Below are 21556 nucleotides of genomic sequence, written 5' to 3'. Positions count from 1 at the left end.
TCCTGTCGTAGGCCGGGATGGCGGACCACAAGAAATTACCCGACAGGTGTGCGAATGCCGCCGCTGGACCTCCTCCGGTGTGTCGCCCCGGACGACCGCCAGGGGCTGCCCCCTCTCGGCGCCACCAACTCGGTGGGCTGGCCGGTCGTGCGTCAGTGGGTGTTCAGGCGGTGCCGACTGGAGCTGCCGACGGCCAGCTTGTTCAGCCCGGCCCACGACAGGGCTCCGGCGCCGATCGCACGGGGGTTCCGGTAGCGCGGCTGGGGCGGATTGCCACCGACGGTCTCCGCCGCCCGCCAGAGTCGCTCGGGGTCCTGCTGGTAGTGGTCGTTCGGCTGAATCGGCATGCGTTCACCGTCCCAAACAAAGGTGTCCAGGTATGGAAATACATATGACGGTCGATTTGTGCGATGGTTCCCATACCCCCTGGTCCACTCGGCTCTGACGTATCCTGCGCCCGGCCCTGCCGTCCGGCGTACGGTGATCCACGACGGGTCGGGTAACCGGGAGGTGCGCAATGCTCGACCGGCGGCTTCACCTGCACCTGGCCACCTGGCTCGGCCAGTGGCCGGCCGGTCCGGGGTTGCACGTGGTCGCCTCGCAGCGGCGGGCCGAACCGGCCTGGGATGGCCGACTGCGCCCCGCGCTCGCCGTGGACACCGGGCAGAGCGCAGTGCTCTCCGTGGCACCGGATCGCGTGGAAGCGGTCCGCGCGCTGGCTCGCCGTACGCCGGCTCGGCTGCTCGCCGCGCTGCCGGAGGCCGTCGGCCTGCCCGAATTCTGCGTACACGACGGCCCCTTCCGGTGGAGCGTGGCACCCGCGCCGCTGCCCGATGTGGGGGAGTGGACCGATCCGACAGCTCCCGGGCTGCCGCCGTGGCTGCGACTCTTCGACCGGCCGGTGCTGGTGGTCCGTGCCCCGGACGGCGCCTACCTGGCCGGTGCCGGGATCAAACGGCACGACGCGCACGGGCGCGAGCTGGCCGTCGGCACCGTGCCGGCCGCCCAGGGGCGCGGCCTCGCCCGTCGACTGGTCGCCCAGGCGGCGCGGCGGGTGCTCGACGAGGGGGCGGTGCCCACCTACCTGCACGAGCGCGACAATCACGCCTCGGCCCGGGTAGCCGAGGCGGCCGGGTTCCCGGACCGGGGCTGGCGCGCGTACGGGGTCTATCCGCGCTGAGCGGGCATCGGGCGCGGACCGTGGATCCCGGGCCGGATCCACGGTCCGCAACCTCCCCCCAGGCCCCGGTTCCGGGTGTGGCGCCCCGCCGTTGGCGAGCCGCCACGTGTCGATCACGCTACGTATCGAGTGGGCCCGGGGCAAGGTTGAAGCTGTCGGTTCGGAGTGTCGAGAAGTGGACTTGACCTGCTTCTTCACCGGGTCGAGCGAGTCGGCGGTCCAGCGCGTCAGTGACGGAGCGTGCGAACGAGGCCGAGCGCCTCGGCCGCCGCGCGACCGTTGGCGTGACTCGCGCCGTAGGTGGTGACGAAGGCGCGGACGTCCGCTGGCCGCCACTGCGCCGGCCAGCCCATCTCCACCACTGTCACCGGGTGCTGGGCGGCCAGGTCGGCGATCAGCTCCGGGCCGCCGGGCAGCCGGTGCAGGTGTCGCCCGACCAGCACGATGTGACGGTCGCCGGCCAACCCGCGCAGCGTGGCCGGGTCGGTCTCGGTGGCGATCACCCGGATCTCCGGCACCCCGTCCAGGTGTGGACCGAGGCCCCACGGCACCCGACCCTCGGCGATCGTCGACTCGGTGTGCAGTTGCACCACCAGTGGCTGACCAAGGCCGGTGAGCAGTCCGTCCACCCGGACCGCCCGGCGCGCCGCCGCGTACCCCAGCTCGGTGTCCTCGGTGGCCGTCGACCCGCTGGCGGCCCGGGTCCAGGCGGCGAGATCGGCGGCGCGGCCGGCCGCCTCCTCGACCCGCGCCGTCACGAGCCGGCCGTCGGTGAGCGCGTCGACGATCTCGGCGGCCACCCGCTCGACCAGCGAGGCGTCGACCCTCGCGCCGATGCAGAGCAGGTCGGCCCCCGCGCTCAGGGCCCGGACGGCGGCCGGCCCGACCCCGCCGGCGGCCACCGCGGCTCCCTTCATCTCCAGCGCGTCGGTGATGACGGTGCCCGTGAAGCCGTACTCGGTGCGCAGCAGGTCAACCAGGACGGCTCGGCTGAAGGTGGCCGGGTCGGCACCGGTGAGTGAAGGCACCCGGATGTGCGCGGTCATCACGGCGCGCGCCCCGGCGGCGACGACGGCCGCGAACGGCGGTAGGTCCCGCTGGCGGAGCAGGCCCAGCGGAGCGTCCACGGTGGGCAGCTCGTGGTGGGAGTCGGTGACGGTGGCACCGTGCCCGGGGAAGTGCTTGGCGCAGGCGGCCACGCCAGCGGCCTGCAACCCGGTCACGGCGGCGGCCGAGTGGGCGGCCACCCGCACCGGATCCGCGCCGAAGGAACGGGTGCCGATCACGGGGTTGTCGTCGGCGGTGTTGACATCGACGGTGGGGGCGAGGTTGACGGTGATGCCGAGCGCGGCGAGTTCGGCACCGATCGACTGGTAGACCCGCCGGGTGAGTGCCACGTCGCCGATCGCGCCCAGGGCGGCGTTGCCGGGGTACGGGCTGCCGGTGGCGTGCGCCAGCCGGGTCACGTCGCCGCCCTCCTCGTCGATGGCGATCAGCGCGTCCGGCCGACCGGCGCGCAGCGCGGCGGTGCTCGCCGCCACCTGCGCGGGGTCGTGCACGTTGGTGCCGAACAGGGTGTGCCCGGCCAGCCCGTCGGCCAGCAGGTCGACCGCCCAATCCGGTGGGACCGGTCCCGGATACGCGGCGAGGAGCGTGCCCAGCGCCAGCCGGCGCAGTCCTGGATCCAACCCCACGTGATCTTCCCCCTTCGGTGCCCCGCGGGTCCGCAACGTCGTACCGGTGGTGGTCTTGGCCCTGCCGACTTGGCCGAGCGTCCCACCGCCGAGTGACCGTTACGCTACGGCTACCCTTTCGCAGGCTGGTTTACAGTTAGCAAAGTTTACTAAAACTAGAGGACGTCTCATGAGTGCGACCCGGCTGCCCGGCACCCCCCGCCTGTTGCGGGCGCTCAACGACCGTGCCGCGCTGGAGCTGCTCCTCGAACGCGGCCCCCTGACCCGGGCTCGGCTCGGCGAGCTGACCGGCCTGTCGAAGGTCACCGCCTCGCAACTGGTCGAGCGGCTGGAGGAGCGCGGCCTCGTCGCACGGGTCGGTGAGCAGGCCGGCGGGCGAGGGCCCAACGCCCAGCTCTACGCGGTCCGCCCGGGCAGCGCGCACGTCGTCGGTGTGGACGTCGGACCGGACCGGGTGGTGGCCGCGTGCGCCGACATCACCGGTGCCGTCATCGGCCGGGTGGAGCAGTCGACCCGGGACACCGACGACCCGGTGGGCGTCGTGCACAACGCCGTCGTGCAGGCGGCGAGCAGCGCACAGGCGCAGCTGAGCAGCGTACGACGGATCGTGCTCGGCACCCCGGGCCTGGTCGACCCCGGCACCGGCGACATCACCTTCGCCTTCAACCTGCCCCGCTGGCACAGTGGTCTGCTCGCCGCGCTGCGGGACGACCTGCACACACCGGTGGTCTTCGAGAACGACGTCAACCTCGCCGCGGTGGCGGAGGCGCAGTCCGGCGCCGCCCAGGGGCTGGGAGACTTCGTGCTGGTCTGGGTGGGTGCCGGCGTCGGCCTGGCGATCATGCTGGGCGGGCGGTTGCACCACGGCAGCAGCGGCGCGGCCGGCGAGATCGGCTACCTGCCGGTGCCCGGCGCGCCCATTCCGCGCGATGTCTCCCGACGCGCCAAGCCGGCCTTCCAGCAGCTGGTCGGTGCGGACTCGGTGCGCGCGGTGGCCGCGGAGCACGGCTACCCGGACGCCGACGCCGCCGAGGCGGTCCGCGCGGCCGTCGCCGCCGGTGCCGACGGTGGCCCGATGCTCGACGAACTGGCCCGTCGGCTCGCGCTCGGCGTGGCCAGCACCTGCGTGGTGCTGGATCCACCGCTGGTCGTGCTCGCTGGCGAGGTGGGCCAGGCCGGTGGCACTGCCCTCGCCGACCGGGTGCAGCAGGAGGTCGCGGCGATCACCCTGGTCCAGCCGCGAGTGGTGCCGACCGGGCTGACCGAGGAGCCGATCCTGCACGGCGCGCTGCGCACCGCCCTGGACGCGGTGCGCGACGAGGTGTTCGGCTCCACCGTCGGCTGAGCCCGTCGCGGCGGTCACGTGAAGGAATATTTCATCGCGTCCCGGTGAGTCGCAAGCCTTTGCCGCGTACCGGCCTGCCCCGGCCCGTCGGGCCGCCCATCGCAGGACGGGCGGCCCGGTGCAGCCTCAGACCAGGTCGCGGCGACGGAACACGGCAAACGCCGCCACGGTCAGCCCACCGGTCAGCACCACCAGCACCAGCAGTGCCGGAGCCCAGGTCAGGCTGTAGAGGCCCGAGCAGTAGCCGGTGCCCGAGGTGCCGGCACAGAGCCGCGGGTCGAAGAACCGCGATTCGCCACTGAGCCACGCCCCGATATAGCTGGAGAGCATCAGTTGGTCCGACCGCCGGACGTCGATGATCTCCAGCACCAGACGGCCGCCCAACTCCCACACCACCGCGTACGCCGCCACCGCCCCCAGTGCCGCCGACGTGTGCCGACCCAGCGTGGCGATCGCGAAGCCCACGGCGGAGGCCAACAGCACCAACACCAGGCCCCGGCCGTGCACCGCACCGAGCGAACTCCAGAAGTCGTCGTCCAACCGGCCCGGCAGGCCGGCGCTCTGCCCGATCACCCAGAACGTGGCGAGGTAGGCCACCGACGCCAGCAGGGACAGGACCAGCATCGAGCCCAGCAGGGTGCCCAACTTGGCCGCGAGCACCGTCAACCGGCGCGGTCGCCAGAGCAGGAGATTCACCACGCCGCCCGAGTTCAGATCCGCGCCGATGTAGGAGGCGCCGACCAGGAACCCGAACAACACCAGGAACGCGATCAGGAAATAGAGCAGCGACTCGGCCTGCTCGGCGAAGCTGAACACCCCCGGCAGAAAGTCGGCGGCGATGGGCAGCCGGTCCTGCCGGATCGGGTCGAGGTTCGCGCAGTCGGCGAAATACTCGCTCGTGTCGGCCGGCGACCTCTCCTTCTGGCGGGCCAGGCACTCCTGGTGCGTGGTCTCCATGCTCCGTCGCGCCTCGACGGCCTGCTGACGCGCCGAGTTCAGTTCACTCACCGTCGGCTTGTGGGAGCCAGCCAGCGTGGTCGCCGCCGTGATGGCGAACGCGAAGACCAACAGGACGACCATGAGCTGCACGAAGCGGCGCGCGCACAGCCGCTCCAACTCGGCACGAACCAGGTTCACGCGCCCACTCCCCGATCGAGATCGATCACAGCTTCATCGTGCGGCAGCGACGAGTCGTCGACCTGCCGGGGGACCGACGGATGCTCGTACGCGCCCGTCAGCTCCAGGAAGACGCTCTCCAGATCCGGCCGCAACGGCGTCAGCTCGCCCACCCACAGCCCCTGCTCGCCGAGCACCCGGCTGACCATCGTCGGGTCACTCACCCCGCTCACCACCAGCGCCTCGCCGTCGACGGCCGCCGGCAGGTCGGCCGCGTGCAGCAACTCGACGGCCCGCTCCGGCTCGGCCACCCGCACCAGGTACTCATGCCGGTCGTAACCCGCCAGCACCTCATCCACCGGGCCGGCCGCCACCCGACGGCCCCGCGAAATGATCGTGACGTGGTCGCAGATGAGCTGGATCTCGCCCAGGATGTGACTGGACACCAGCACCGTCACACCGTTCGCCGCCAGCGACCGCATCAGGTCCCGCATCTCCCGGATGCCCGCCGGATCCAGCCCGTTCGCCGGCTCGTCCAGGATGAGCAACCGCGGGTCCTTCAACAGCGCGGACGCCACCGCCAGACGCTGTTTCATGCCCAGCGAGTAGGCCTTCACCCGATCATCGCCCCGGTCGTGCAGGCCCACCAGGTCCAGCACCTCGTCCACCCGCGAGACCGGCACTCCACCCGCGCGGGCCAACAACCGCAGCGTGCGGTGACCGGTGAAGTTGCCGAAGAACTGTGGGCTCTCCACGATGGCGCCGACCTGGGCCGCCACCCGGGGCAGCAGCTCCGGCGACGGTTCGCCGAGCACTGTCATCCGACCGCTGTCGGCGCGTACCAGCCCGAGCAGGGCCCGCAGGGTGGTGGTCTTGCCCGAGCCGTTGGGGCCCAGGAAGCCGTGCACCTGGCCCGCCTCGACCAGCAGGTCGAACCCGTCCACCGCCACCCGTCGGCCGCTGCGCAGGCTGTGGAAGGTCTTCCGCAGACCCTCGATCTCGATGACCGCGCTCATCCGCGCGACTCCGTACGTCGACGGGGCATGGACCGTCCTTCGGGCTTGGTGATCAACGACACGGTGCCCCACCCTATGACTGAGGTGCCGCCCATGGGGGGCACCCCAGCGCTGCGTGGTTGGATGGTGTGGTGACTGGTGACCTGATCCCCGGCGCTGCCGGCGCCGCGCCTGCCGCCGCTTTCGTGGACCCGGATCTGGTGGTCAGCCTCGACGGCGTCGGTGTACGCCGCTCTGGCACCGCCCTCCTACAGGACCTGACCTGGCGCGTCGAACTGGACGAGCGGTGGGTCGTGCTCGGCTCCAACGGCGCCGGCAAGACCACGCTGCTCAACCTCGCCGCCGGCCGGCTGCACCCCACCACCGGTGTCGCGCACGTGCTCGGCGAGCGGATCGGCCGCACCGACGTCAACGAGCTGCGGACCCGGATCGGGCTCACCACCGCCGCGATCGCCGAGCGACTGCCCGCCGACGAGCGGGTCAGCGATGTGGTGGTGACCGCCGCCTGGTCGGTGGTCGGCCGCTGGCGGGAGAACTACGACCGCGGCGACGAGGCACGGGCGCGGTCACTGCTGAGCCAGCTCGGCGTCGGCGGCCTCGCCGAACGCCGCTACGGCACCCTCTCCGAGGGCGAGCGCAAGCGGGTGCAGATCGCGCGGGCCCTGATGACCGACCCGGAGCTGCTGCTGCTCGACGAGCCCGCCGCCGGGCTCGACCTGGGTGGTCGGGAAGACCTGGTCGCCCGGCTGGCCGAGCTGGCGTACGACCCGGACGCCCCGGCGATGGTGCTGGTCACCCACCACGTCGAGGAGATCCCGCCCGGGTTCACCCACGCGCTGCTGCTGCGCGAGGGCGGGGTGGTCGCCCAGGGGTTGCTCGCCGAGACGCTGACCGGTGACAACCTCTCCAAGACCTTCGGGCTGCCGCTGGTGGTCGAGCGGTCCGGCGACCGCTTCACGGCCCGCGCCGCCTGAGCGTCGGACAACCGGAGACAGCCGTGCCGCAGACCCGTGTCGCCGTGGTGGGCAGCGCCAACATGGACCTGGTCGCGATGGCGCCCGCGCTGCCGCGACTGGGCGAGACCATGCTCGGCACCGACTTCGTGATGCTGCCCGGCGGCAAGGGCGCCAACCAGGCCGTGGCCGCGGTCCGGGCCGGCGCCTCCTGTGCCTTCCTCGGCGCGATCGGCTCGGACGCCTTCGGCGTCACCCTCAAGGCCCGCATCACCGCGGCCGGCGTGGACACCAGTCAGCTGCGCGTGGTCTACGGTGCCTCCGGGGTGGCGCTGGTGATGGTCAACGCCCAGGGGGAGAACGCCATCGTGGTGACCCCGGGCGCCAACGACGCCCTGATCGGTCTCACCGAGGAGGAGCTGGCCACGGTACGGGCGGCGGATGTCCTGGTCGCCCAACTGGAGATCCCGGTGCGGACCGTGACCGAAGCCGCGGTGGCCGCCCGGGACGCCGGCACCAGGGTCATCCTGAACGCCGCCCCGGCCCGGGACCTCCCGCCCGAGCTGCTCGCCGCGGTGGACCTGCTGGTCGTCAACGAGGGCGAGGCGCAGGCGCTCGCCGGTCGAGGCCGGGAGGAGCCCCGTGCGCTGCTCGACCTGACCCCCCGGGCCGTGCTCACCCTCGGCGGTGCGGGCGCCTGGTACGTCGACCGGGACGGCTCCCAGGTGCACGTGCCGGCGGTCCCGGTCGACGTGGTCGACTCCACCGCCGCTGGCGACGCCTTCACCGCCGCGCTGGCCGTCGGCTGGGGCGAGGGGCGCGACCTGGTCGACGCGGTGCGCTGGGCATCGGCGGCCGGCGCTGCCTGCGTCCGCAAGCTCGGCGCGTCGGTGGCGCTGCCGCAACGCGCCGAGATTGACGAGCTGTACGTACCGGGCTGACCGCCCGCCCGCACCCTGCCCCGCCGGCCTGGGGTGGCGGGCGTTTTCAGCCGGTGGGCTCGTCGGCGAGCTTCTCGCCGCGCCGGCGCAACATGCCCAGCCCGGGGATGCCGGCCACAGCGAGCTTCAGGTCGCGAGTCACGTCGAGCAGGTCGTGCAGGTCGGGCCCGACCCGGTCCAGCGTGGCCAGGATCGGCAGGATGTCAGCCGTCAGGTGCTCCTTGAGCTTGGGCAGCTCGTCGATCAGGTGGATCGCCGCGCTGATCTCCTCGTGGCTCAGCTCCTCGACGAACCGTCCGGCCATCGGCGCGGCCCGGCGCAGCGCCGGCTCGTACGCCGCCAGCAGCTCGGCTGCCGTGGCGGCGGCCTCCGTCGCGGTGCTCACGGTGACGGCGGCCCGTCCGGCCACCCCGTCGGCCTTGGCGACCACAGTGGCGGCGGTCCGGGAGACCCGGTCGGCCTCGGCGACCACCACGGCGGCGGCGCTGGCCACCTCGGTGGCGGTGTCGATGGCGGTGGTCGCGGCGGCGCTGATGACGGCCACCTCACGGACCGCCGCCTCGGCGTCGGTGAGCACCCGGTCGGTCCGGTCCAAGGTCGTCTCGATCCGGTCGACCACGCCGTTGATCCGGGCCAGCAGCGCTTCCACCCCGTCCAGCACCGAGAACGCGCGGGCGGGCACGGCGGCGAACGAGGCGGCCGAGCCGAGCGCCTGGTCGAGAGCGGAGCGGGTCAGGCCGACCACGGCGGACGGGGTGGGGAGGGGAATCGCCATGGGATCAAGTGTGCGTCGGCCGCACCACAACCGCCCGACGGGTTGGGTCCGCTTCGTCGGACCCCACCGCCGCCGGCTCGGCCGCGGCGGGTGATCATCGATGGTCCCCCTGCTGTTCGACGGCGCGCTGCACGGCCCGGTAGATCTGCCCGAACCGAAGCGCGTCCGGGGTGCGCACCAGCAGGTCCTCCCGGCCGTGGTGCTGCACCCACAGCTCGTGCACGTGGCTGCCGCGCTCGTAGGAGCGGTCCAGCCAGCCGAGCGGGATCTCCAGGAACGGTGCCAGCGCCAGCGCCCCCACCGCGCAGGCGGCGAGGATGATCAGCGCGAGCTGCCAGTTGCCCCGATCCTGTGCGGACCAGGCCAGTGACAGCACACAGACCACGGCAACCAGCGGCGGCAGCGAGAGCAGTAGGACCAGGACACCGCGACCCAGCACACGGCCGCGTACGGCGAGGGTTTTCTGACCGCGAGCGTGCCACACGAACGTCACGTCGGACAGGGCGATCACGTGACCACCCGCCCGGATCGACTCGGAGGTCACCTGCACCGCGTCGTCCCGGTAATAGAGGGTCATCACTAAGCCTAACCACCGGCAGGCAACCCTCGCCCTGCCCGAAGCTCGGCACCCGGCCTTACGCCGGTTAGCGGCGGATGCCGGGACGGACCGGTTGGCTGTGCTCGACCGCGCGCTGCACAGCCCGGTAGATCTGCCCGAAGCGCAGCGCGTCACCGGTGCGCAGCAGACGCACCGGTTGGCCGCGCCAACGCGCCCAGATCTCCAGTTGGCGGCTGCCCCGGGCGTACGAGCGGTCCAGATGTTCGAAGAGGAAGTCGGCGACCGGGCCCACGCCCAACCCGACCAGCACCGATGCGCCGACGATCGCGATCGTCACGGTGGGTGAGCGGTGCAGCCAGACGGCTACGCCGATGCCGAGCACCGCCGCGACCAGTGGGCCGGCGAGCGCGGCGCCGAGGGCACCCCGCCCGACCAGCACCCGCCAGGAACGGGTGCCACGGCGGTGCCAGATCATGGTGATGTCGGCCAGCGCGTAGCTGCGGCCGTCGACGCGGACGCTGGTGGAGGTGACCTGCACCGATCTGTCGTCGTAATACGTGACCATGGCTGGACTCCCGTCCGCGGGGCTGACACCACACTACTTACCCAAACGAGCCGGGTCGTAAGGTTGGCACGCGACTTCGACGAGGAAGTGAGGGCAGCGTGGGCGAGTTCGTTCGGCTGGAGACCAAGGACGGCATCGGCACGATCCGGCTGGAGCGGCCGCCGATGAACGCGCTCAACACCCAGGTGCAGGAGGAGTTGCGCGCCGCCGCCACGGCCGCCACCGCCGACCCCGAGGTTCGCGCCGTCATCGTGTACGGCGGGGAGAAGGTCTTCGCCGCTGGCGCGGACATCAAGCAGATGGCCGAGATGTCGTACGTGGACATGGCCGAGCGGGCCGCGAACCTGTCCAGCGCTCTCGGCGCGATCGCCCGGATCCCCAAGCCGGTGGTCGCCGCGATCACCGGGTACGCCCTCGGCGGCGGCTGTGAGCTGGCGTTGGCGTGTGACTGGCGGGTGGTCGCCGAGGATGCCAAGCTCGGCCAGCCGGAGATCAAGCTGGGCATCATCCCGGGTGCGGGTGGCACCCAGCGGCTGGCCCGCCTGGTCGGCCCGGCCCGCGCCAAGGACCTGATCATGTCGGGGCGGATGGTGGACGCGCAGGAGGCGCTGCGGATCGGCCTGGCCGACCGGGTCGCCCCGGCAGCCGAGGTGTACGACACGGCCGTCGCGCTGATCACCCCGTACCTCAACGGGCCGGTGCAGGCGCTGCGCGCGGCGAAGCTGGCGGTCGACGGCGGCCTGGACATGGATCTGAACTCGGGCCTGGCCTGGGAGAGTCAGCTCTTCGCGGCGCTGTTCGCCACCGATGACCGGCGGGAGGGCATGGCGGCCTTCGTCGAGAAGCGCAAGCCGGGCTTCACCGGCCGCTGACGATTAGCCGAGAACGGTTCACATTGCTCCTACCGGCCAGTAGCGTGGGGCCTCGGTCACGAGGGACGAAGGGGAGCGGCGAATGACGGAGCGGATCGAGGGTCACGGCGGCGAGTTGGCGCTCGCGGCACTACGCGCGCACGGCGTACGGGAGATGTTCACGCTCTCGGGTGGGCACGTCTTTCCGCTCTACGACGCCGCGCACAAGACCGACTTCCCGATCTACGACGTCCGGCACGAGCAGTCGGCGGTCTTCGCCGCCGAGGCGGTGGCCAAGCTCCAGCGCCGCCCCGGTCTCGCCGTGCTGACCGCCGGGCCCGGTGTCACCAACGGCATCTCCGGGATGACCAGCGCGTTCTTCAACGCCTCACCGGTGTTGGTGCTCGGCGGCCGGGCGCCCGCGTTCCGCTGGGGCTCCGGCAGCCTCCAGGAGATGGACCACCTGCCGCTGGTCGCCCCGGTCACCAAGCACGCCGAGACGGTGTTCAGCACCGACGACATCCCGCGTGCGGTCGCTGCGGCACTGCACGCCGCGCTCACCCCGCACCGCGGCCCGGCCTTCCTCGACTTTCCACTGGAGACGGTCTTCTCGGTCGCCGAGGCCGAGCTGCCCACCGTGACGGGGGTCGACCCGATCGCGCCGGACCCGGAGGAGGTCGGCCGGGCCGCGCAGCTCATCGCCGGGGCGCAACGGCCGGTCATCATCGCCGGCTCCGACGTGTACGCGGGTAACGCCGTCGCCGCCCTGCGCGAGGCCGCCGAGGCGTTGCAGGTGCCGGTCTTCACCAACGGCATGGGTCGCGGTTCGCTCCCGCCGGAGCACCCGCTCGCGTTCGCCAAGGCCCGCCGGGCCGCGCTCTCCGGCGCCGACGTGGTCGTTGTGGTGGGCACCCCGCTGGACTTCCGGCTCAGCTTCGGCGACTTCGGTGACGCCAAGGTGGTGCACATCGTCGACGCCCCCAGCCAGCGGGCGACGCACGTGCAGCCGGCCGCCGCCCCCGCCGGTGACCTGCGCCTGATCCTCTCCGCGTTGGCCGACCACAGCGGCGACCGGGCCGATCACGCCGACTGGATCGCCGACCTGCGCGTCGCCGAGGACGCGGCGAAGGCTCGGGACGCCGCGGAGATGGCCGCCGAGACCGACCCGATCCGCCCGGCCCGGATCTACGGCGAGCTGCGTCGGGTGCTGGCCCCGGACGCGATCACCATCGGCGACGGCGGTGACTTCGTGTCGTACGCCGGGCGGTACCTGGAGCCGGCCCAGCCCGGCACCTGGCTGGACCCGGGCCCGTACGGCTGCCTGGGCACCGGCATGGGTTACGCGATGGGCGCCAGGGTCAGCCACCCGGACCGGCAGATCTGCGTGCTGATGGGCGACGGCGCGGCCGGCTTCTCGCTGATGGACGTCGAGTCGCTGGTCCGCCAGAAGCTGCCCGTGGTGATCGTCGTCGGCAACAACGGCATCTGGGGGCTGGAGAAGCACCCGATGCGAGCCATGTACGGCTACGACGTGGCCGCCGACCTCCAGCCGGAGCTGCGGTACGACACCGTGGTCAGCGCGCTCGGCGGGGCGGGGGAGACGGTCGCCAAGGCAGCCGACCTGGGCCCGGCGCTACAGCGGGCGTTCGACTCCGGAGTGCCGTACCTGGTGAACGTGCTCACCGACCCGACCGACGCGTACCCCCGGTCGTCGAACCTGGCCTGAGTCGCACCCGCCGCCGCCGTCGCCCCTGCGCCGGCGGCGGCGGTGCGTTCACACCTCCGGTCGGTCACCCTCACGCGGGGGCTCACCGTCGCGGCGGCGCAGGTCGTCCTCGCGCCGCCGCAGGTCTTCCTCCCAGCGGCGGAACAGCTCCTGGTCCTGCTGCTGGGCGCGTTCCTCCACGGAGCGCAGGAACTCCGGGTCGTCGTCGGGGGCCACCGGCCGGGAGCGTTGCCGCTCGGCGCCGCCGGTGCCGCCCGGCCAGACCTTCGCGGCGCCGGGGCTGGGCACCCGGCCGGCGACGAACCAGGCGATCGAGCCGACCAGCGGGAAGAACAGGATGATCAGCACCCACGCGATCCGGGGGAGGGCACGGATCTGGCCCTCCTCGGCGGAGAGACAGCTGATCAGCGCGCAGACCGCGAGGACGATCTGCACCAGGAATAGAAGTACGCCAAGCCGGGCCATGCACCCATCATGGCGCACCGAATCCCGTCACCACAGTCCGCGCAGCACCAGCAGCACTCCCAGTAACGCGAGGACCACCGTTCCCACCGTGACCAGCGGCAGTGTCCGGCCGCCGGTGCGGGCCGGACCGGTGCCGGTGCCGCGGGGCCAGCAGAGCACCAGCAGGGCCCCCCACACCAGCACGGTCCCGCCGGCGATCAGCGCGCCGGTCGGGTCGCCCGTCGACGCCAGCCGCACGGCGAGCGCGGTCACCACCGTCACCGTGAGCAGGGTGCGTCGCCAGGCCAGGCGGGTCCGCTCCGGTTGCAGCCCCGGGTCGCGTCCGGTGCTCACGGCCCGCCGACCGCCCGCATCAGGACGGCGACCACCAGCAGCAGCGCGCCGACGCCGACGGCGAGGGCCAGGATGGCGGGGAACCGGGACGCGGGCAGTTCCTGACCGAGCCGGATGGCCCGCTCGGTACGCGCCCAGTGGTCCACCGCGCGGATCGCGACCGCCGCGCCGAGCAGCAGCAACGCCACCGCGATCACCTCGCGCAGGTGGCTCATCGGCAGGGGTGGCAGGAACTGGGCGGCGGCCAACCCGCCTCCGACCAGCGCCAACCCGGTGCGCAGCCAGGCGAGGAAGGTTCGTTCGTTGGCCAGGGAGAAGCGGTAGTCCGGCGGCTCGCCGACCGAGCGCAGCTCCGCCGGGTCGAACCACCGCCTGATCGTCTTCCACACGGTGCCGATTATTCGCTTCCCCTCCCACTTAACCTGGGCCGGTGACTGATCTCGACGTGACGACCCTGCGTGCCGCCTATGACAACCAACTCCGCCCGGACATCCCCGACCCGGTGCCGGCCGGGGTGACCGTGGAGCGGGACGGGCCGCTGATCCGGGTCATCGGGCTCAACGCCGGTGGGTTCCTCAGCTACCGCGACCTGGGCGGGTTGACCGGCGACGCGTTGGACGAGCTGATCTCCCGGCAGGTGCAGCTGTTTCGCGAGCGCGGCCAGTCGGTCGAGTGGAAGACGCACGCGCACGACGAACCGGCGGACCTGACGGACCGCCTGCGCGCCGCCGGCTTCGTCGCGGAGGAGCGGGAGACCGTCGTGGTCGGTCCGGTCGCGCCGCTGGCCGCCGCGCTGCCGGTCGCCCCCAAGGGGGTACGCCTGCGTGAGGTGACGTCCCGGGAGGACCTGGAGCGGATCGCCGCCATGGAGGAGGAGGTCTGGCAGGAGGACCGCTCGCACCTGGTGTGGGGGCTGGCCAAGGAGATCGACGCGGACCCGCACTCGATCACCGTGGTGGTGGCCGAGGCGGACGGCACGGTGGTGAGCGCCGGCTGGGTGCGCTTCCCGGCGAACACCGGCTTCGCCACCCTCTGGGGTGGGTCCACCCTGGCGCAGTGGCGTCGTAAGGGCATCTACCGGGCGTTGGTCACCTACCGGGCCCGGCTGGCCGACCAGCGGGGCCGGACGCTGTTGCAGGTCGACGCGTCCGAGGACAGTCGGCCGATCCTGGAGCGACTCGGCCTCGTCCCGATCACCACCACCACCCCGTACGTCTACACTCCGTGATCGTGGAGCTGCGGTTGACGGACGAGGAGCGGCTGACCCTCAAGACCGGTGCCTTCGGCGCTGTCTTCCTGGTCTCCAACGCCGACCCGGGAGTCCTGGGGGTGATCCGGGAGAGCATCGCCGCGTCCGGGGCGCTGGCCGACGCCAGTGGCACGGTCAAGGAGGCGCTGACCACCGGCCCGTTGCCCCGACTTCCTCGGGACTCGCAGCTGGAGATCGAGTCGGTGGTGCTGCCGGCGCTGGCGCGGGCGGTGCGGATCCTGCGCGAGAAGTCCCCGCACGAGGTGGACGCGTACCGCGATCTGGTGTTGGCCGCAGCGGACCAGGTGGCTCGGGCGCACGACGGGGTGGTGCCCGCCGAGGCGGCGGCCATCGACCAGATCCGAGCCGCTTTGGCCGAGCCGGCCTGACCGTCGGACCGTCGGTGAGCTGTGTCACCCTGAGTGCTGCGGGGCCGCAACCTACTGGCAGGTAACATTGCGTCCGTGGGCAACTGCACAACCGCCCTCGGTTGACCTGGCGTCGACCGACGCGCGACGCTGCGCCCCAGACCGGGCGAGCGAATCGCAACACCACACAGGAGGGTCGTCGAAGCGCGATGAACATCGTCGTACTCGTCAAGCAGGTGCCTGATTCGGGCGCGGACCGCAACCTGCGCAATGACGACAACACCGTCGACCGCGGTTCGGCGAACAACGTGATCAACGAGATGGACGAGTACGCCATCGAGGAGGCCCTGAAGATCAAGGAGGCCCACGGCGGCGAGGTCACCATCCTGACCATGGGTCCGGACCGGGCGGCCGAGTCGATCCGCAAGGCGCTCTCCATGGGCCCGGACAAGGCCGTGCACGTGCTGGACGACGCCCTGCACGGCTCGTGCGCCGTCGCCACCTCGAAGGTGCTCGCCGCCGCACTCGGTCAGCTCGGCGCCGACCTGGTCATCTGCGGTGCCGAGTCCACCGACGGTCGGGTCCAGGTCATGCCGCACATGATCGCCGAGCGGTTGGGTGTCGCGGCGCTCACCGGTGCCCGCAAGCTCACCGTCGACGGCGCGACGCTGACCGTCGAGCGGCAGACCGAGGAGGGCTACGAGGTGGTCACCGCCTCCACCCCGGCCGTGGTCTCCGTCTGGGACACGATCAACGAGCCCCGCTACCCCTCCTTCAAGGGGATCATGGCCGCCAAGAAGAAGCCGGTGCAGACGCTCTCGCTGGCCGACCTCGGAGTCGCGGCCGACGAGGTGGGCTTCGACGGTGCCACCAGCGCCGTCGTCGAACACACCAAGCGCCCCCCGCGCTCCGGCGGCGCCAAGATCACTGACGAGGGCGAGGGCGGCGTCAAGCTGGTCGAGTTCCTCGCCACCGAGAAGTTCGTGTGAGAGGGGGGTACTGACATGTCCGAGGTTCTCGTCGTCGTCGAAGCCACCAAGGAATTCGGCGTCAAGAAGGTCACCCTGGAAATGCTCACCCTCGCGCGTGAGCTGGGCACCCCGAGCGCGGTGGTGCTCGGGGGCGCTGGCGCCGCCGAGGCGCTGAGCGGCAAGCTGGGCGAGTACGGCGCGGAGAAGATTTACGCCGCCGAGGGTGACGAGATCGACGGTTACCTGGTGGCGCCCAAGGCGACAGTGCTGGCCGAGTTGGTCAGGCGTGTGCAGCCGGCCGCCGTGCTGCTGGCGTCGGCCCAGGAGGGCAAGGAGATCGCCGCCCGGCTCGCCGTCAAGCTCGACAACGGCATCCTGACCGACGTGGTCGGCCTGGCCGCCGACGGCACCGCGACGCAGATCGCCTTCGCCGGCTCCACCATCGTCAAGTCCAAGGTCACCAAGGGTCTACCGCTGGTCACCGTCCGGCCCAACTCGGTCACCCCCGCCCCGGCGGCGGCCACCCCGGCGATCGAGCAGCTCAGCGTGTCGGTCACCGACACCGACAAGCTGGCCAAGGTCGTCGAACGGGTCGCCGAGCAGAAGGGCTCCCGCCCCGAGCTGACCGAGGCCGGCGTGGTCGTCTCCGGCGGCCGGGGCGTCGGCAACGCCGACAACTTCAAGCTGGTCGAGGAGCTGGCCGACCTGCTCGGCGGCGCGGTCGGCGCGTCCCGGGCGGCCGTCGACTCCGGCTTCTACCCGCACCAGTTCCAGGTGGGCCAGACCGGCAAGACGGTCTCCCCGCAGCTCTACGTCGCCCTCGGCATCTCCGGTGCCATCCAGCACAGGGCCGGCATGCAGACCTCGAAGACCATCGTCGCGGTCAACAAGGACGGCGAGGCGCCGATCTTCGAGCTGGCCGACTTCGGCGTGGTGGGCGACCTCTTCAAGGTCGTCCCGCAGGCCGCCGAGGAGATCCGCAAGCGCAAGTAACCGAGCGACAACAGCAGTGGCCGCCCGTGGAAACGGGCGGCCACCGCCGTGTGGGGAGCTGATCGGCGAGCCGGGGAGCTGAGCCGGCCCGCCGATCAGCCCGTCAGGGTGCCCCTCAACAGGCTGTCGCCGGAGTGGCGGGTGTTGTTGTCGTACCGCTCGGCGGAGACGTCGACCACCGAGTAGCTCTTGAGGTCGACATTCGGGGGGAGGGGCAGCAGGACATCCGAACCGCCCCCCAGGGTGCCGACCGAGAACATCTCCATCGTCGTCGGATTGATGAGCCAGACCTCGTAGTACCCCGGGACGCTCGGGAGATTCGCCACATGCAGATGTAGTTGGCCGTCCTGGAGAACTTGGGCGTCACCCTTGGCCGCCGGGGGCGTCGCCCCGTACGCCGCCAGCGGCGCGCTCGCCACCACCGCCGGCGTCGGGGTGGGCCTCGGGTCGCCCGGTCGGAGGACCGAGACGGTGCCCAGCACGCCGACCGCCGCGGCGGCGGCCGCGGTCACCGCGGTGGCGGCCCAACGAGACCAGCCGCGACCCCGGCGGGATCGCCGCGCCGGGTCCAGTCGGGTGACGGTCGGCCCGGCCGGCATGGCGCTGGCCTGCTCGGCCGGCACGCCCACGGCCTGCTCGGCAGACATGGCACTGGCCTGCTCGGGCACCCGACGGGTCTCCGTCGGCGACGGCCCGGCTTCCGCGGCTCTGACCTGGGCTTCGATGCCCTGCCAGAGGTGCTCCGGCGGGTCGGGCAGGGCGCTGAGGCCCTGCGTCTCGGCGCCGAGCCCCGCCACCCGCTCAAGGGTCGCCAGCTCCGTACGGCAGTTCGTGCAGACGCCGAGGTGGGTGCGCTCCCCGTTGTCCGCATCGCTCTCACCGAGCGCCAGAAATACCAGCCGGTCGTGGTCCAGGTGCTGCACCGTCCACCTCCCATCTGCGTTTCAAACTCGCCATGCCGCGTCGGATGTGACTCTTCACGGTGCCCAACGGCACGCCGGTCACCGTGGCTATCTGCTGGTGTGTCAGGTCGTCGTAGAACGCCAACTCCAGCATCCGTCGCTGGTCGTCCGGAAGACGGGCCAGCTCGTCGGCGATCACCAACCGGTCCACCACGCGATCCGGGTCCGGGCCGGTCTGCGCCGGCTCCGGCAACTGTCGGACCGTCTCCACCACCCGGGTCTCCCGCGCCGAGGCGCGCATCCGGTCGATGACCTTCCGCCGGCCGATGCCGAGCAACCAACCGATCAGCGACCCCTTGGCCGGGTCGAACGTGTCGCGACCCAGCCAGGCGGCGACGAACGTCGCCTGGGTGACGTCCTCGGCGTCGCTGCGGTTCGCCAGCATGGACGTGGCCAGGTGCAGCACGGCACGACCGTAGCGGTCGTACGCCTCGCGGAGCGCCACGTCGTCGCCGGCGCGGAACCTGCGGTCGAGGTCGTCCACCGGAGGGTCCGGTTCCGCTCGGAGCGCCATCATCGGGCGGCTCGCCTTCGATGGGGCATGCCCGACTGTAGCTGCCACAGTCCCCGCCCCACTTCCCCGATCGATGTCATCTCACCAGCTCTTCGCCCCCCGAGCCCGTTCTGGATGCAGCCGGAGCCGGAAAAGAAAAGTGCCTCCGGCGCGCATCCACCCGTCCGAGAGCCGGCGTAACCCGTTCTGCAAGCCAGGCCTGACGAATCAGCACCAACCACCAGGAGGCAGACATGCAGCTCTCGTACTTCCGTCGGGTCGCCGCGGGCGGCGCGGTCGCCGCGCTGGCCTTCGTCGGCGTCGGCGCGTTCACCGCCGGCCCCGCGTACGCCGCCACGTCGAAGGTGTCCGTCGTGCACGGCATCCCGGACACCCCGGTCGACGTCTACGTCAACGGCAAGAAGACGCTGGACAACTTCAAGCCCGGCGACGTCGCCGGCCCGCTGAACCTGGAGGAGGGCGACTACGACATCGCGCTCACCAAGCCGGGCGAGCCGATCGGCAGCGCGATCCTCACTGTCGACAACGCGGCGGTGCCGGGCGGTGCGAACATCAGCATCGCGGCCCACCTCGACGCCGCCGGCCAGCCGAAGATCACCCCGTTCGTGAACGACGTCTCGAAGGTCGACGCCGGCAAGGCCCGGCTGATCGTCCGGCACACCGCCGCCGCCCCGGCGGTCGACGTCCGCGCCGGTGGCACCCCGGTCTTCGAGGACCTCACCAACCCGAACGAGGCCAAGGGCGACGTCGACGCGGGCAACGTGAAGGCGGACGTGGTGCTGGCCGGCACCGACACCGTGGCCATCGGCCCGGCGGACCTCAACCTCAAGGAGGGCACCGCCACGATCGTCTACGCGATCGGCTCCGCCGAGGGCAAGACCCTCGACGTGGTGGCCCAGACCATCACCGGCCTGCACTCCGCTCCGGGCGGCGTGCCCAGCGGTGACGGTGGACAGGCCGGCACCGGCGTGGACACCTGGTGGTACGTGCTCACCGGTGCCGGCGTACTCCTGCTGCTCGGTGGTGGGGTGCGGATGGCGACCGCACGGACCGGCCGTAAGTGACGGTGCGCAATCGCGGCGCGCTGGCGGCCCTGGCCGCCGGCGTTGCCGCGCTCACCGTCGCCGCAGTGGTGGCGTGCGCCGCCCAGCCGGCCGGGACCGTGGGCGCCGAGGAGGCGAGCACACTGGCCAGCGCCCCACCGACCGCCGCCGGCGCCCCCTCGGTGCCGGTGACCGCCGGTGAGCTGCCCGCCGGCCCGAAGACCATCCCGCCGGTACGGCTGGTGATCCCGGAGATCGACGTCACCGCCACCGTCAACGCGGTCGGCATCAACGAGCGGACCAACGAGTTCGAGGTGCCGCCGAGCGTCGACCAGATCGGCTGGTACCGCTACGGCCCCGGCCTGGAGGCGGAGGCCGGTTCGGTGGTCGTCGCCGGTCACGTGGACAGCGCCAAGCAGGGCAGGGGGGCCTTCTTCCGGCTGCGTGAGCTGGACCAGGGCGACACGTTGACCGCGACCGGCAGCGACGGCGAGGCCCGGCGCTACCGGGTCGTCGCCCGGGAGGAGTACGCCAAGACCAGGATCCCGCTGGATCGGTACTTCGCCCGCGACGGCAAGCCGCGGCTGACCCTGATCACCTGTGGTGGGCCGTTCGACGCCAAGGCCCGCAAGTACCGCGACAACATCGTCGTCACCGCCGTGCCCGCCTGACCGGGCGCGCGTCGGGCCGGGGGGCTTTCCACCCCGGCCCGGGCGTGCGGTCCCCTCCGGCATCCGGTCCCCAAGGTGTCAGCCGTACGCTGAACGGCGATGGCTTACCTGGATCACGCGGCGACGACTCCGATGCTCGACGAGGCACTGGAGGCGTACGTCGCCACCGCCCGCGAGGTCGGCAACGCGTCCGCCCTGCACGCGGCGGGTCGCCGTGCCCGCCGCCGGGTCGAAGAGTCCCGCGAGCGGGTGGCCGCGGTGCTGGGCGCCCGGCCCTCCGAGGTGATCTTCACGGGTGGTGGCACGGAGAGCGACAATCTCGCGGTCAAGGGCATCTTCTGGGCCCGGCGGGGGGCCAACCCCGACCGTCGCCGGGTGGTCTCCAGCGCCGTCGAGCACCACGCGGTGCTGGACGCGGTCGACTGGTTGGCCCAACACGAGGGCGCCGAGGTCGGTTGGCTGCCGGTGGACGGCATCGGTCGGCTCGACCCGGAGGCCCTGCGCGCCGAGCTGGCCGCGCACGCCGACCAGGTGGCAGTGGTCACCGCGATGTGGGCGAACAACGAGGTGGGCACCGTCCAGCCGGTGGCCGAGCTGGCCGCCGTCGCCGCCGAACACGGTGTGCCCTTCCACACCGACGCCATCCAGGCGGTCGGTCAGGTACCCGTCGACTTCGGCGCCAGCGGGGTCGCCGCGCTGACCGTCACCGGCCACAAGTTGGGCGGCCCGACCGGAGTGGGAGCGTTGCTGCTCGCCCGGGACGTGCCGGCCACGCCGCTGCTGCACGGCGGCGGCCAGGAACGCGACATCCGCTCCGGCACCCTGGACACCGCCGGCATCGTCGCCTTCGCGGTCGCCGTCGAGACGGCGGTGAAGGGCCAGCAGGAGTACGCGGCCCGGGTGGCCGCGCTGCGCGACGACCTGATCGAACGGGTTCGCCAGGCGGTGCCCGAGGTGATCTACAACGGTGACCCGACCGACCGGTTGCCCGGCAACGCGCACTTCTCCTTCCCCGGCTGCGAGGGCGACGCGCTGCTGCTCCTGCTCGACGCGCAGGGCATCGCCTGCTCGACCGGCTCCGCCTGCTCGGCCGGGGTGGCCCAGCCCTCGCACGTGCTGCTCGCGATGGGCGCCGACGACGACCGTGCCCGCTCCTCGCTGCGCTTCAGCCTGGGCCACACGAGCACCCAGGCCGACATCGACGCCCTCATCGCGGCCCTCCCGGCAGCGGTAGAGCGGGCCCGCCGAGCCGCCGCCCTCCGCGCC

At 72.3% G+C, this 21556-nt stretch carries 25 protein-coding genes; 13 read left to right on the top strand and 12 right to left on the bottom strand.

Going from position 1 to position 21556, the window contains the following annotated elements:
- Window positions 1-152 precede the first annotated feature (152 nt).
- Window positions 153-347, bottom strand: a complete 195-nt coding sequence (locus tag DLJ59_RS08080; RefSeq protein ID WP_124771884.1) for a DNA repair protein — start codon at window positions 345-347, stop codon at window positions 153-155.
- 170 nt (window positions 348-517) lie between these two features.
- Here DLJ59_RS08080 and DLJ59_RS08075 point away from each other — a divergent pair, with 170 nt between their 5' ends.
- A complete protein-coding gene (locus tag DLJ59_RS08075; RefSeq protein ID WP_124771883.1) occupies window positions 518-1180 on the top strand; it encodes a GNAT family N-acetyltransferase in 663 nt (220 codons plus the stop codon).
- A 227-nt stretch (window positions 1181-1407) separates the two neighbouring features.
- Here the strand turns inward: DLJ59_RS08075 and DLJ59_RS08070 are convergent, their stop codons facing one another.
- Window positions 1408-2874, bottom strand: coding sequence for a glycoside hydrolase family 3 protein (locus tag DLJ59_RS08070; protein WP_124771882.1), 1467 nt, complete (start codon window positions 2872-2874; stop codon window positions 1408-1410).
- Between the two features lie 169 nt (window positions 2875-3043).
- On the opposite strand from DLJ59_RS08070, the gene DLJ59_RS08065 reads away from it, so the two are divergent.
- Entirely contained in the window at window positions 3044-4219 is a 1176-nt protein-coding gene (locus DLJ59_RS08065) for an ROK family transcriptional regulator (protein WP_124771881.1), read from the top strand.
- Window positions 4220-4345: 126 nt separating this feature from the next.
- On the opposite strand, the gene DLJ59_RS08060 is transcribed toward DLJ59_RS08065, so the two are convergent.
- Together DLJ59_RS08060 and DLJ59_RS08055 are read right to left on the bottom strand one after the other, a co-directional pair.
- Window positions 4346-5356: an ABC transporter permease subunit gene (locus DLJ59_RS08060; RefSeq protein WP_124771880.1), complete on the bottom strand. Its 1011-nt coding sequence runs from the start codon at window positions 5354-5356 to the stop codon at window positions 4346-4348.
- Window positions 5353-6351, bottom strand: coding sequence for an ABC transporter ATP-binding protein (locus tag DLJ59_RS08055; protein WP_124771879.1), 999 nt, complete (start codon window positions 6349-6351; stop codon window positions 5353-5355). Before DLJ59_RS08055 ends, DLJ59_RS08060 begins: the two co-directional genes overlap by 4 nt.
- Before the next feature lie 131 nt (window positions 6352-6482).
- Here DLJ59_RS08055 and DLJ59_RS08050 point away from each other — a divergent pair, with 131 nt between their 5' ends.
- Entirely contained in the window at window positions 6483-7325 is an 843-nt protein-coding gene (locus tag DLJ59_RS08050) for an ABC transporter ATP-binding protein (protein WP_124771878.1), read from the top strand.
- Window positions 7326-7348: 23 nt separating this feature from the next.
- On the top strand, window positions 7349-8245 hold the full coding sequence (locus DLJ59_RS08045; protein ID WP_124771877.1) for a ribokinase: 897 nt from the start codon (window positions 7349-7351) through the stop codon (window positions 8243-8245).
- A 46-nt stretch (window positions 8246-8291) separates the two neighbouring features.
- Here the strand turns inward: DLJ59_RS08045 and DLJ59_RS08040 are convergent, their stop codons facing one another.
- The 3 genes from DLJ59_RS08040 to DLJ59_RS08030 form a co-directional block, all read right to left on the bottom strand.
- Window positions 8292-9020: a hypothetical protein gene (locus DLJ59_RS08040; RefSeq protein WP_124771876.1), complete on the bottom strand. Its 729-nt coding sequence runs from the start codon at window positions 9018-9020 to the stop codon at window positions 8292-8294.
- Between the two features lie 94 nt (window positions 9021-9114).
- Window positions 9115-9597 carry a DUF6232 family protein gene (locus DLJ59_RS08035; RefSeq protein WP_088991167.1) on the bottom strand — a complete coding sequence of 161 codons (483 nt, stop codon included), beginning with the start codon at window positions 9595-9597 and terminating at the stop codon, window positions 9115-9117.
- 67 nt (window positions 9598-9664) lie between these two features.
- Entirely contained in the window at window positions 9665-10144 is a 480-nt protein-coding gene (locus DLJ59_RS08030; RefSeq protein ID WP_124771875.1) for a DUF6232 family protein, read from the bottom strand.
- 98 nt (window positions 10145-10242) lie between these two features.
- On the opposite strand from DLJ59_RS08030, the gene DLJ59_RS08025 reads away from it, so the two are divergent.
- The gene (locus DLJ59_RS08025) at window positions 10243-11016 is read left to right on the top strand and encodes an enoyl-CoA hydratase/isomerase family protein (RefSeq protein WP_124771874.1); all 774 of its coding nucleotides are present in this window, start codon (window positions 10243-10245) and stop codon (window positions 11014-11016) included.
- 82 nt (window positions 11017-11098) lie between these two features.
- Window positions 11099-12721: an acetolactate synthase gene (locus DLJ59_RS08020; RefSeq protein ID WP_124771873.1), complete on the top strand. Its 1623-nt coding sequence runs from the start codon at window positions 11099-11101 to the stop codon at window positions 12719-12721.
- 48 nt (window positions 12722-12769) lie between these two features.
- Here the strand turns inward: DLJ59_RS08020 and DLJ59_RS08015 are convergent, their stop codons facing one another.
- The 3 genes from DLJ59_RS08015 to DLJ59_RS08005 are packed head-to-tail and all read right to left on the bottom strand — an operon-like array spanning window position 12770 to window position 13908.
- Window positions 12770-13186 (bottom strand): PLD nuclease N-terminal domain-containing protein, encoded by a 417-nt coding sequence (locus DLJ59_RS08015; RefSeq protein WP_124771872.1) that lies wholly within the window; start codon window positions 13184-13186, stop codon window positions 12770-12772.
- Between the two features lie 27 nt (window positions 13187-13213).
- Window positions 13214-13519 (bottom strand): DUF202 domain-containing protein, encoded by a 306-nt coding sequence (locus DLJ59_RS08010; RefSeq protein WP_124771871.1) that lies wholly within the window; start codon window positions 13517-13519, stop codon window positions 13214-13216.
- Window positions 13516-13908, bottom strand: a complete 393-nt coding sequence (locus DLJ59_RS08005) for a YidH family protein (RefSeq protein ID WP_124771870.1) — start codon at window positions 13906-13908, stop codon at window positions 13516-13518. The genes DLJ59_RS08010 and DLJ59_RS08005 overlap by 4 nt, the downstream gene beginning before the upstream one ends.
- Before the next feature lie 41 nt (window positions 13909-13949).
- Between DLJ59_RS08005 and DLJ59_RS08000 the strand changes: the two genes are divergently transcribed.
- The 4 genes from DLJ59_RS08000 (at window position 13950) to DLJ59_RS07985 (ending at window position 17100) form a co-directional block, all read left to right on the top strand.
- On the top strand, window positions 13950-14747 hold the full coding sequence (locus DLJ59_RS08000) for a GNAT family N-acetyltransferase (protein ID WP_124771869.1): 798 nt from the start codon (window positions 13950-13952) through the stop codon (window positions 14745-14747).
- Window positions 14744-15157: a hypothetical protein gene (locus DLJ59_RS07995; RefSeq protein ID WP_124771868.1), complete on the top strand. Its 414-nt coding sequence runs from the start codon at window positions 14744-14746 to the stop codon at window positions 15155-15157. The genes DLJ59_RS08000 and DLJ59_RS07995 overlap by 4 nt, the downstream gene beginning before the upstream one ends.
- A 188-nt stretch (window positions 15158-15345) precedes the next feature.
- The gene (locus DLJ59_RS07990; protein WP_124771867.1) at window positions 15346-16125 is read left to right on the top strand and encodes an electron transfer flavoprotein subunit beta/FixA family protein; all 780 of its coding nucleotides are present in this window, start codon (window positions 15346-15348) and stop codon (window positions 16123-16125) included.
- Between the two features lie 15 nt (window positions 16126-16140).
- Window positions 16141-17100, top strand: coding sequence for an electron transfer flavoprotein subunit alpha/FixB family protein (locus tag DLJ59_RS07985; RefSeq protein WP_124771866.1), 960 nt, complete (start codon window positions 16141-16143; stop codon window positions 17098-17100).
- Between the two features lie 95 nt (window positions 17101-17195).
- Here the strand turns inward: DLJ59_RS07985 and DLJ59_RS07980 are convergent, their stop codons facing one another.
- Window positions 17196-18023 carry an anti-sigma factor gene (locus DLJ59_RS07980; RefSeq protein ID WP_124771865.1) on the bottom strand — a complete coding sequence of 276 codons (828 nt, stop codon included), beginning with the start codon at window positions 18021-18023 and terminating at the stop codon, window positions 17196-17198.
- Entirely contained in the window at window positions 17977-18579 is a 603-nt protein-coding gene (locus tag DLJ59_RS07975; RefSeq protein ID WP_124771864.1) for an RNA polymerase sigma factor, read from the bottom strand. Before DLJ59_RS07975 ends, DLJ59_RS07980 begins: the two co-directional genes overlap by 47 nt.
- Before the next feature lie 230 nt (window positions 18580-18809).
- Here DLJ59_RS07975 and DLJ59_RS07970 point away from each other — a divergent pair, with 230 nt between their 5' ends.
- The 3 genes from DLJ59_RS07970 to DLJ59_RS07960 form a co-directional block, all read left to right on the top strand.
- Complete coding sequence (locus DLJ59_RS07970; RefSeq protein WP_124771863.1) at window positions 18810-19640, top strand: DUF4397 domain-containing protein; 831 nt, start codon at window positions 18810-18812, stop codon at window positions 19638-19640.
- On the top strand, window positions 19637-20290 hold the full coding sequence (locus DLJ59_RS07965; RefSeq protein ID WP_124771862.1) for a class F sortase: 654 nt from the start codon (window positions 19637-19639) through the stop codon (window positions 20288-20290). The genes DLJ59_RS07970 and DLJ59_RS07965 overlap by 4 nt, the downstream gene beginning before the upstream one ends.
- A 99-nt stretch (window positions 20291-20389) precedes the next feature.
- The coding region (locus tag DLJ59_RS07960; RefSeq protein ID WP_148096933.1) for a cysteine desulfurase family protein at window positions 20390-21556 on the top strand (1167 nt) is incomplete at its 3' end.

Source organism: Micromonospora inaquosa (assembly GCF_003857055.1).
Taxonomy (GTDB): Bacteria; Actinomycetota; Actinomycetes; order Mycobacteriales; family Micromonosporaceae; genus Micromonospora; species Micromonospora inaquosa.
This window is presented reverse-complemented; position numbering and strand designations above follow the sequence as displayed.

What these genes read in the sequence shown, in the direction of transcription:
- DLJ59_RS08080 (WP_124771884.1), bottom strand. Translation starts at nt 347, where the DNA reads ATGCCGATTCAGCCGAACGACCACTACCAGCAGGACCCCGAGCGACTC.
- DLJ59_RS08075 (WP_124771883.1), top strand. Translation starts at nt 518, where the DNA reads ATGCTCGACCGGCGGCTTCACCTGCACCTGGCCACCTGGCTCGGCCAG.
- DLJ59_RS08065 (WP_124771881.1), top strand. Translation starts at nt 3,044, where the DNA reads ATGAGTGCGACCCGGCTGCCCGGCACCCCCCGCCTGTTGCGGGCGCTC.
- DLJ59_RS08055 (WP_124771879.1), bottom strand. Translation starts at nt 6,351, where the DNA reads ATGAGCGCGGTCATCGAGATCGAGGGTCTGCGGAAGACCTTCCACAGC.
- DLJ59_RS08040 (WP_124771876.1), bottom strand. Translation starts at nt 9,020, where the DNA reads ATGGCGATTCCCCTCCCCACCCCGTCCGCCGTGGTCGGCCTGACCCGC.
- DLJ59_RS08035 (WP_088991167.1), bottom strand. Translation starts at nt 9,597, where the DNA reads ATGACCCTCTATTACCGGGACGACGCGGTGCAGGTGACCTCCGAGTCG.
- DLJ59_RS08030 (WP_124771875.1), bottom strand. Translation starts at nt 10,144, where the DNA reads ATGGTCACGTATTACGACGACAGATCGGTGCAGGTCACCTCCACCAGC.
- DLJ59_RS08020 (WP_124771873.1), top strand. Translation starts at nt 11,099, where the DNA reads ATGACGGAGCGGATCGAGGGTCACGGCGGCGAGTTGGCGCTCGCGGCA.
- DLJ59_RS08015 (WP_124771872.1), bottom strand. Translation starts at nt 13,186, where the DNA reads ATGGCCCGGCTTGGCGTACTTCTATTCCTGGTGCAGATCGTCCTCGCG.
- DLJ59_RS07990 (WP_124771867.1), top strand. Translation starts at nt 15,346, where the DNA reads ATGAACATCGTCGTACTCGTCAAGCAGGTGCCTGATTCGGGCGCGGAC.
- DLJ59_RS07985 (WP_124771866.1), top strand. Translation starts at nt 16,141, where the DNA reads ATGTCCGAGGTTCTCGTCGTCGTCGAAGCCACCAAGGAATTCGGCGTC.
- DLJ59_RS07975 (WP_124771864.1), bottom strand. Translation starts at nt 18,579, where the DNA reads ATGATGGCGCTCCGAGCGGAACCGGACCCTCCGGTGGACGACCTCGAC.
- DLJ59_RS07970 (WP_124771863.1), top strand. Translation starts at nt 18,810, where the DNA reads ATGCAGCTCTCGTACTTCCGTCGGGTCGCCGCGGGCGGCGCGGTCGCC.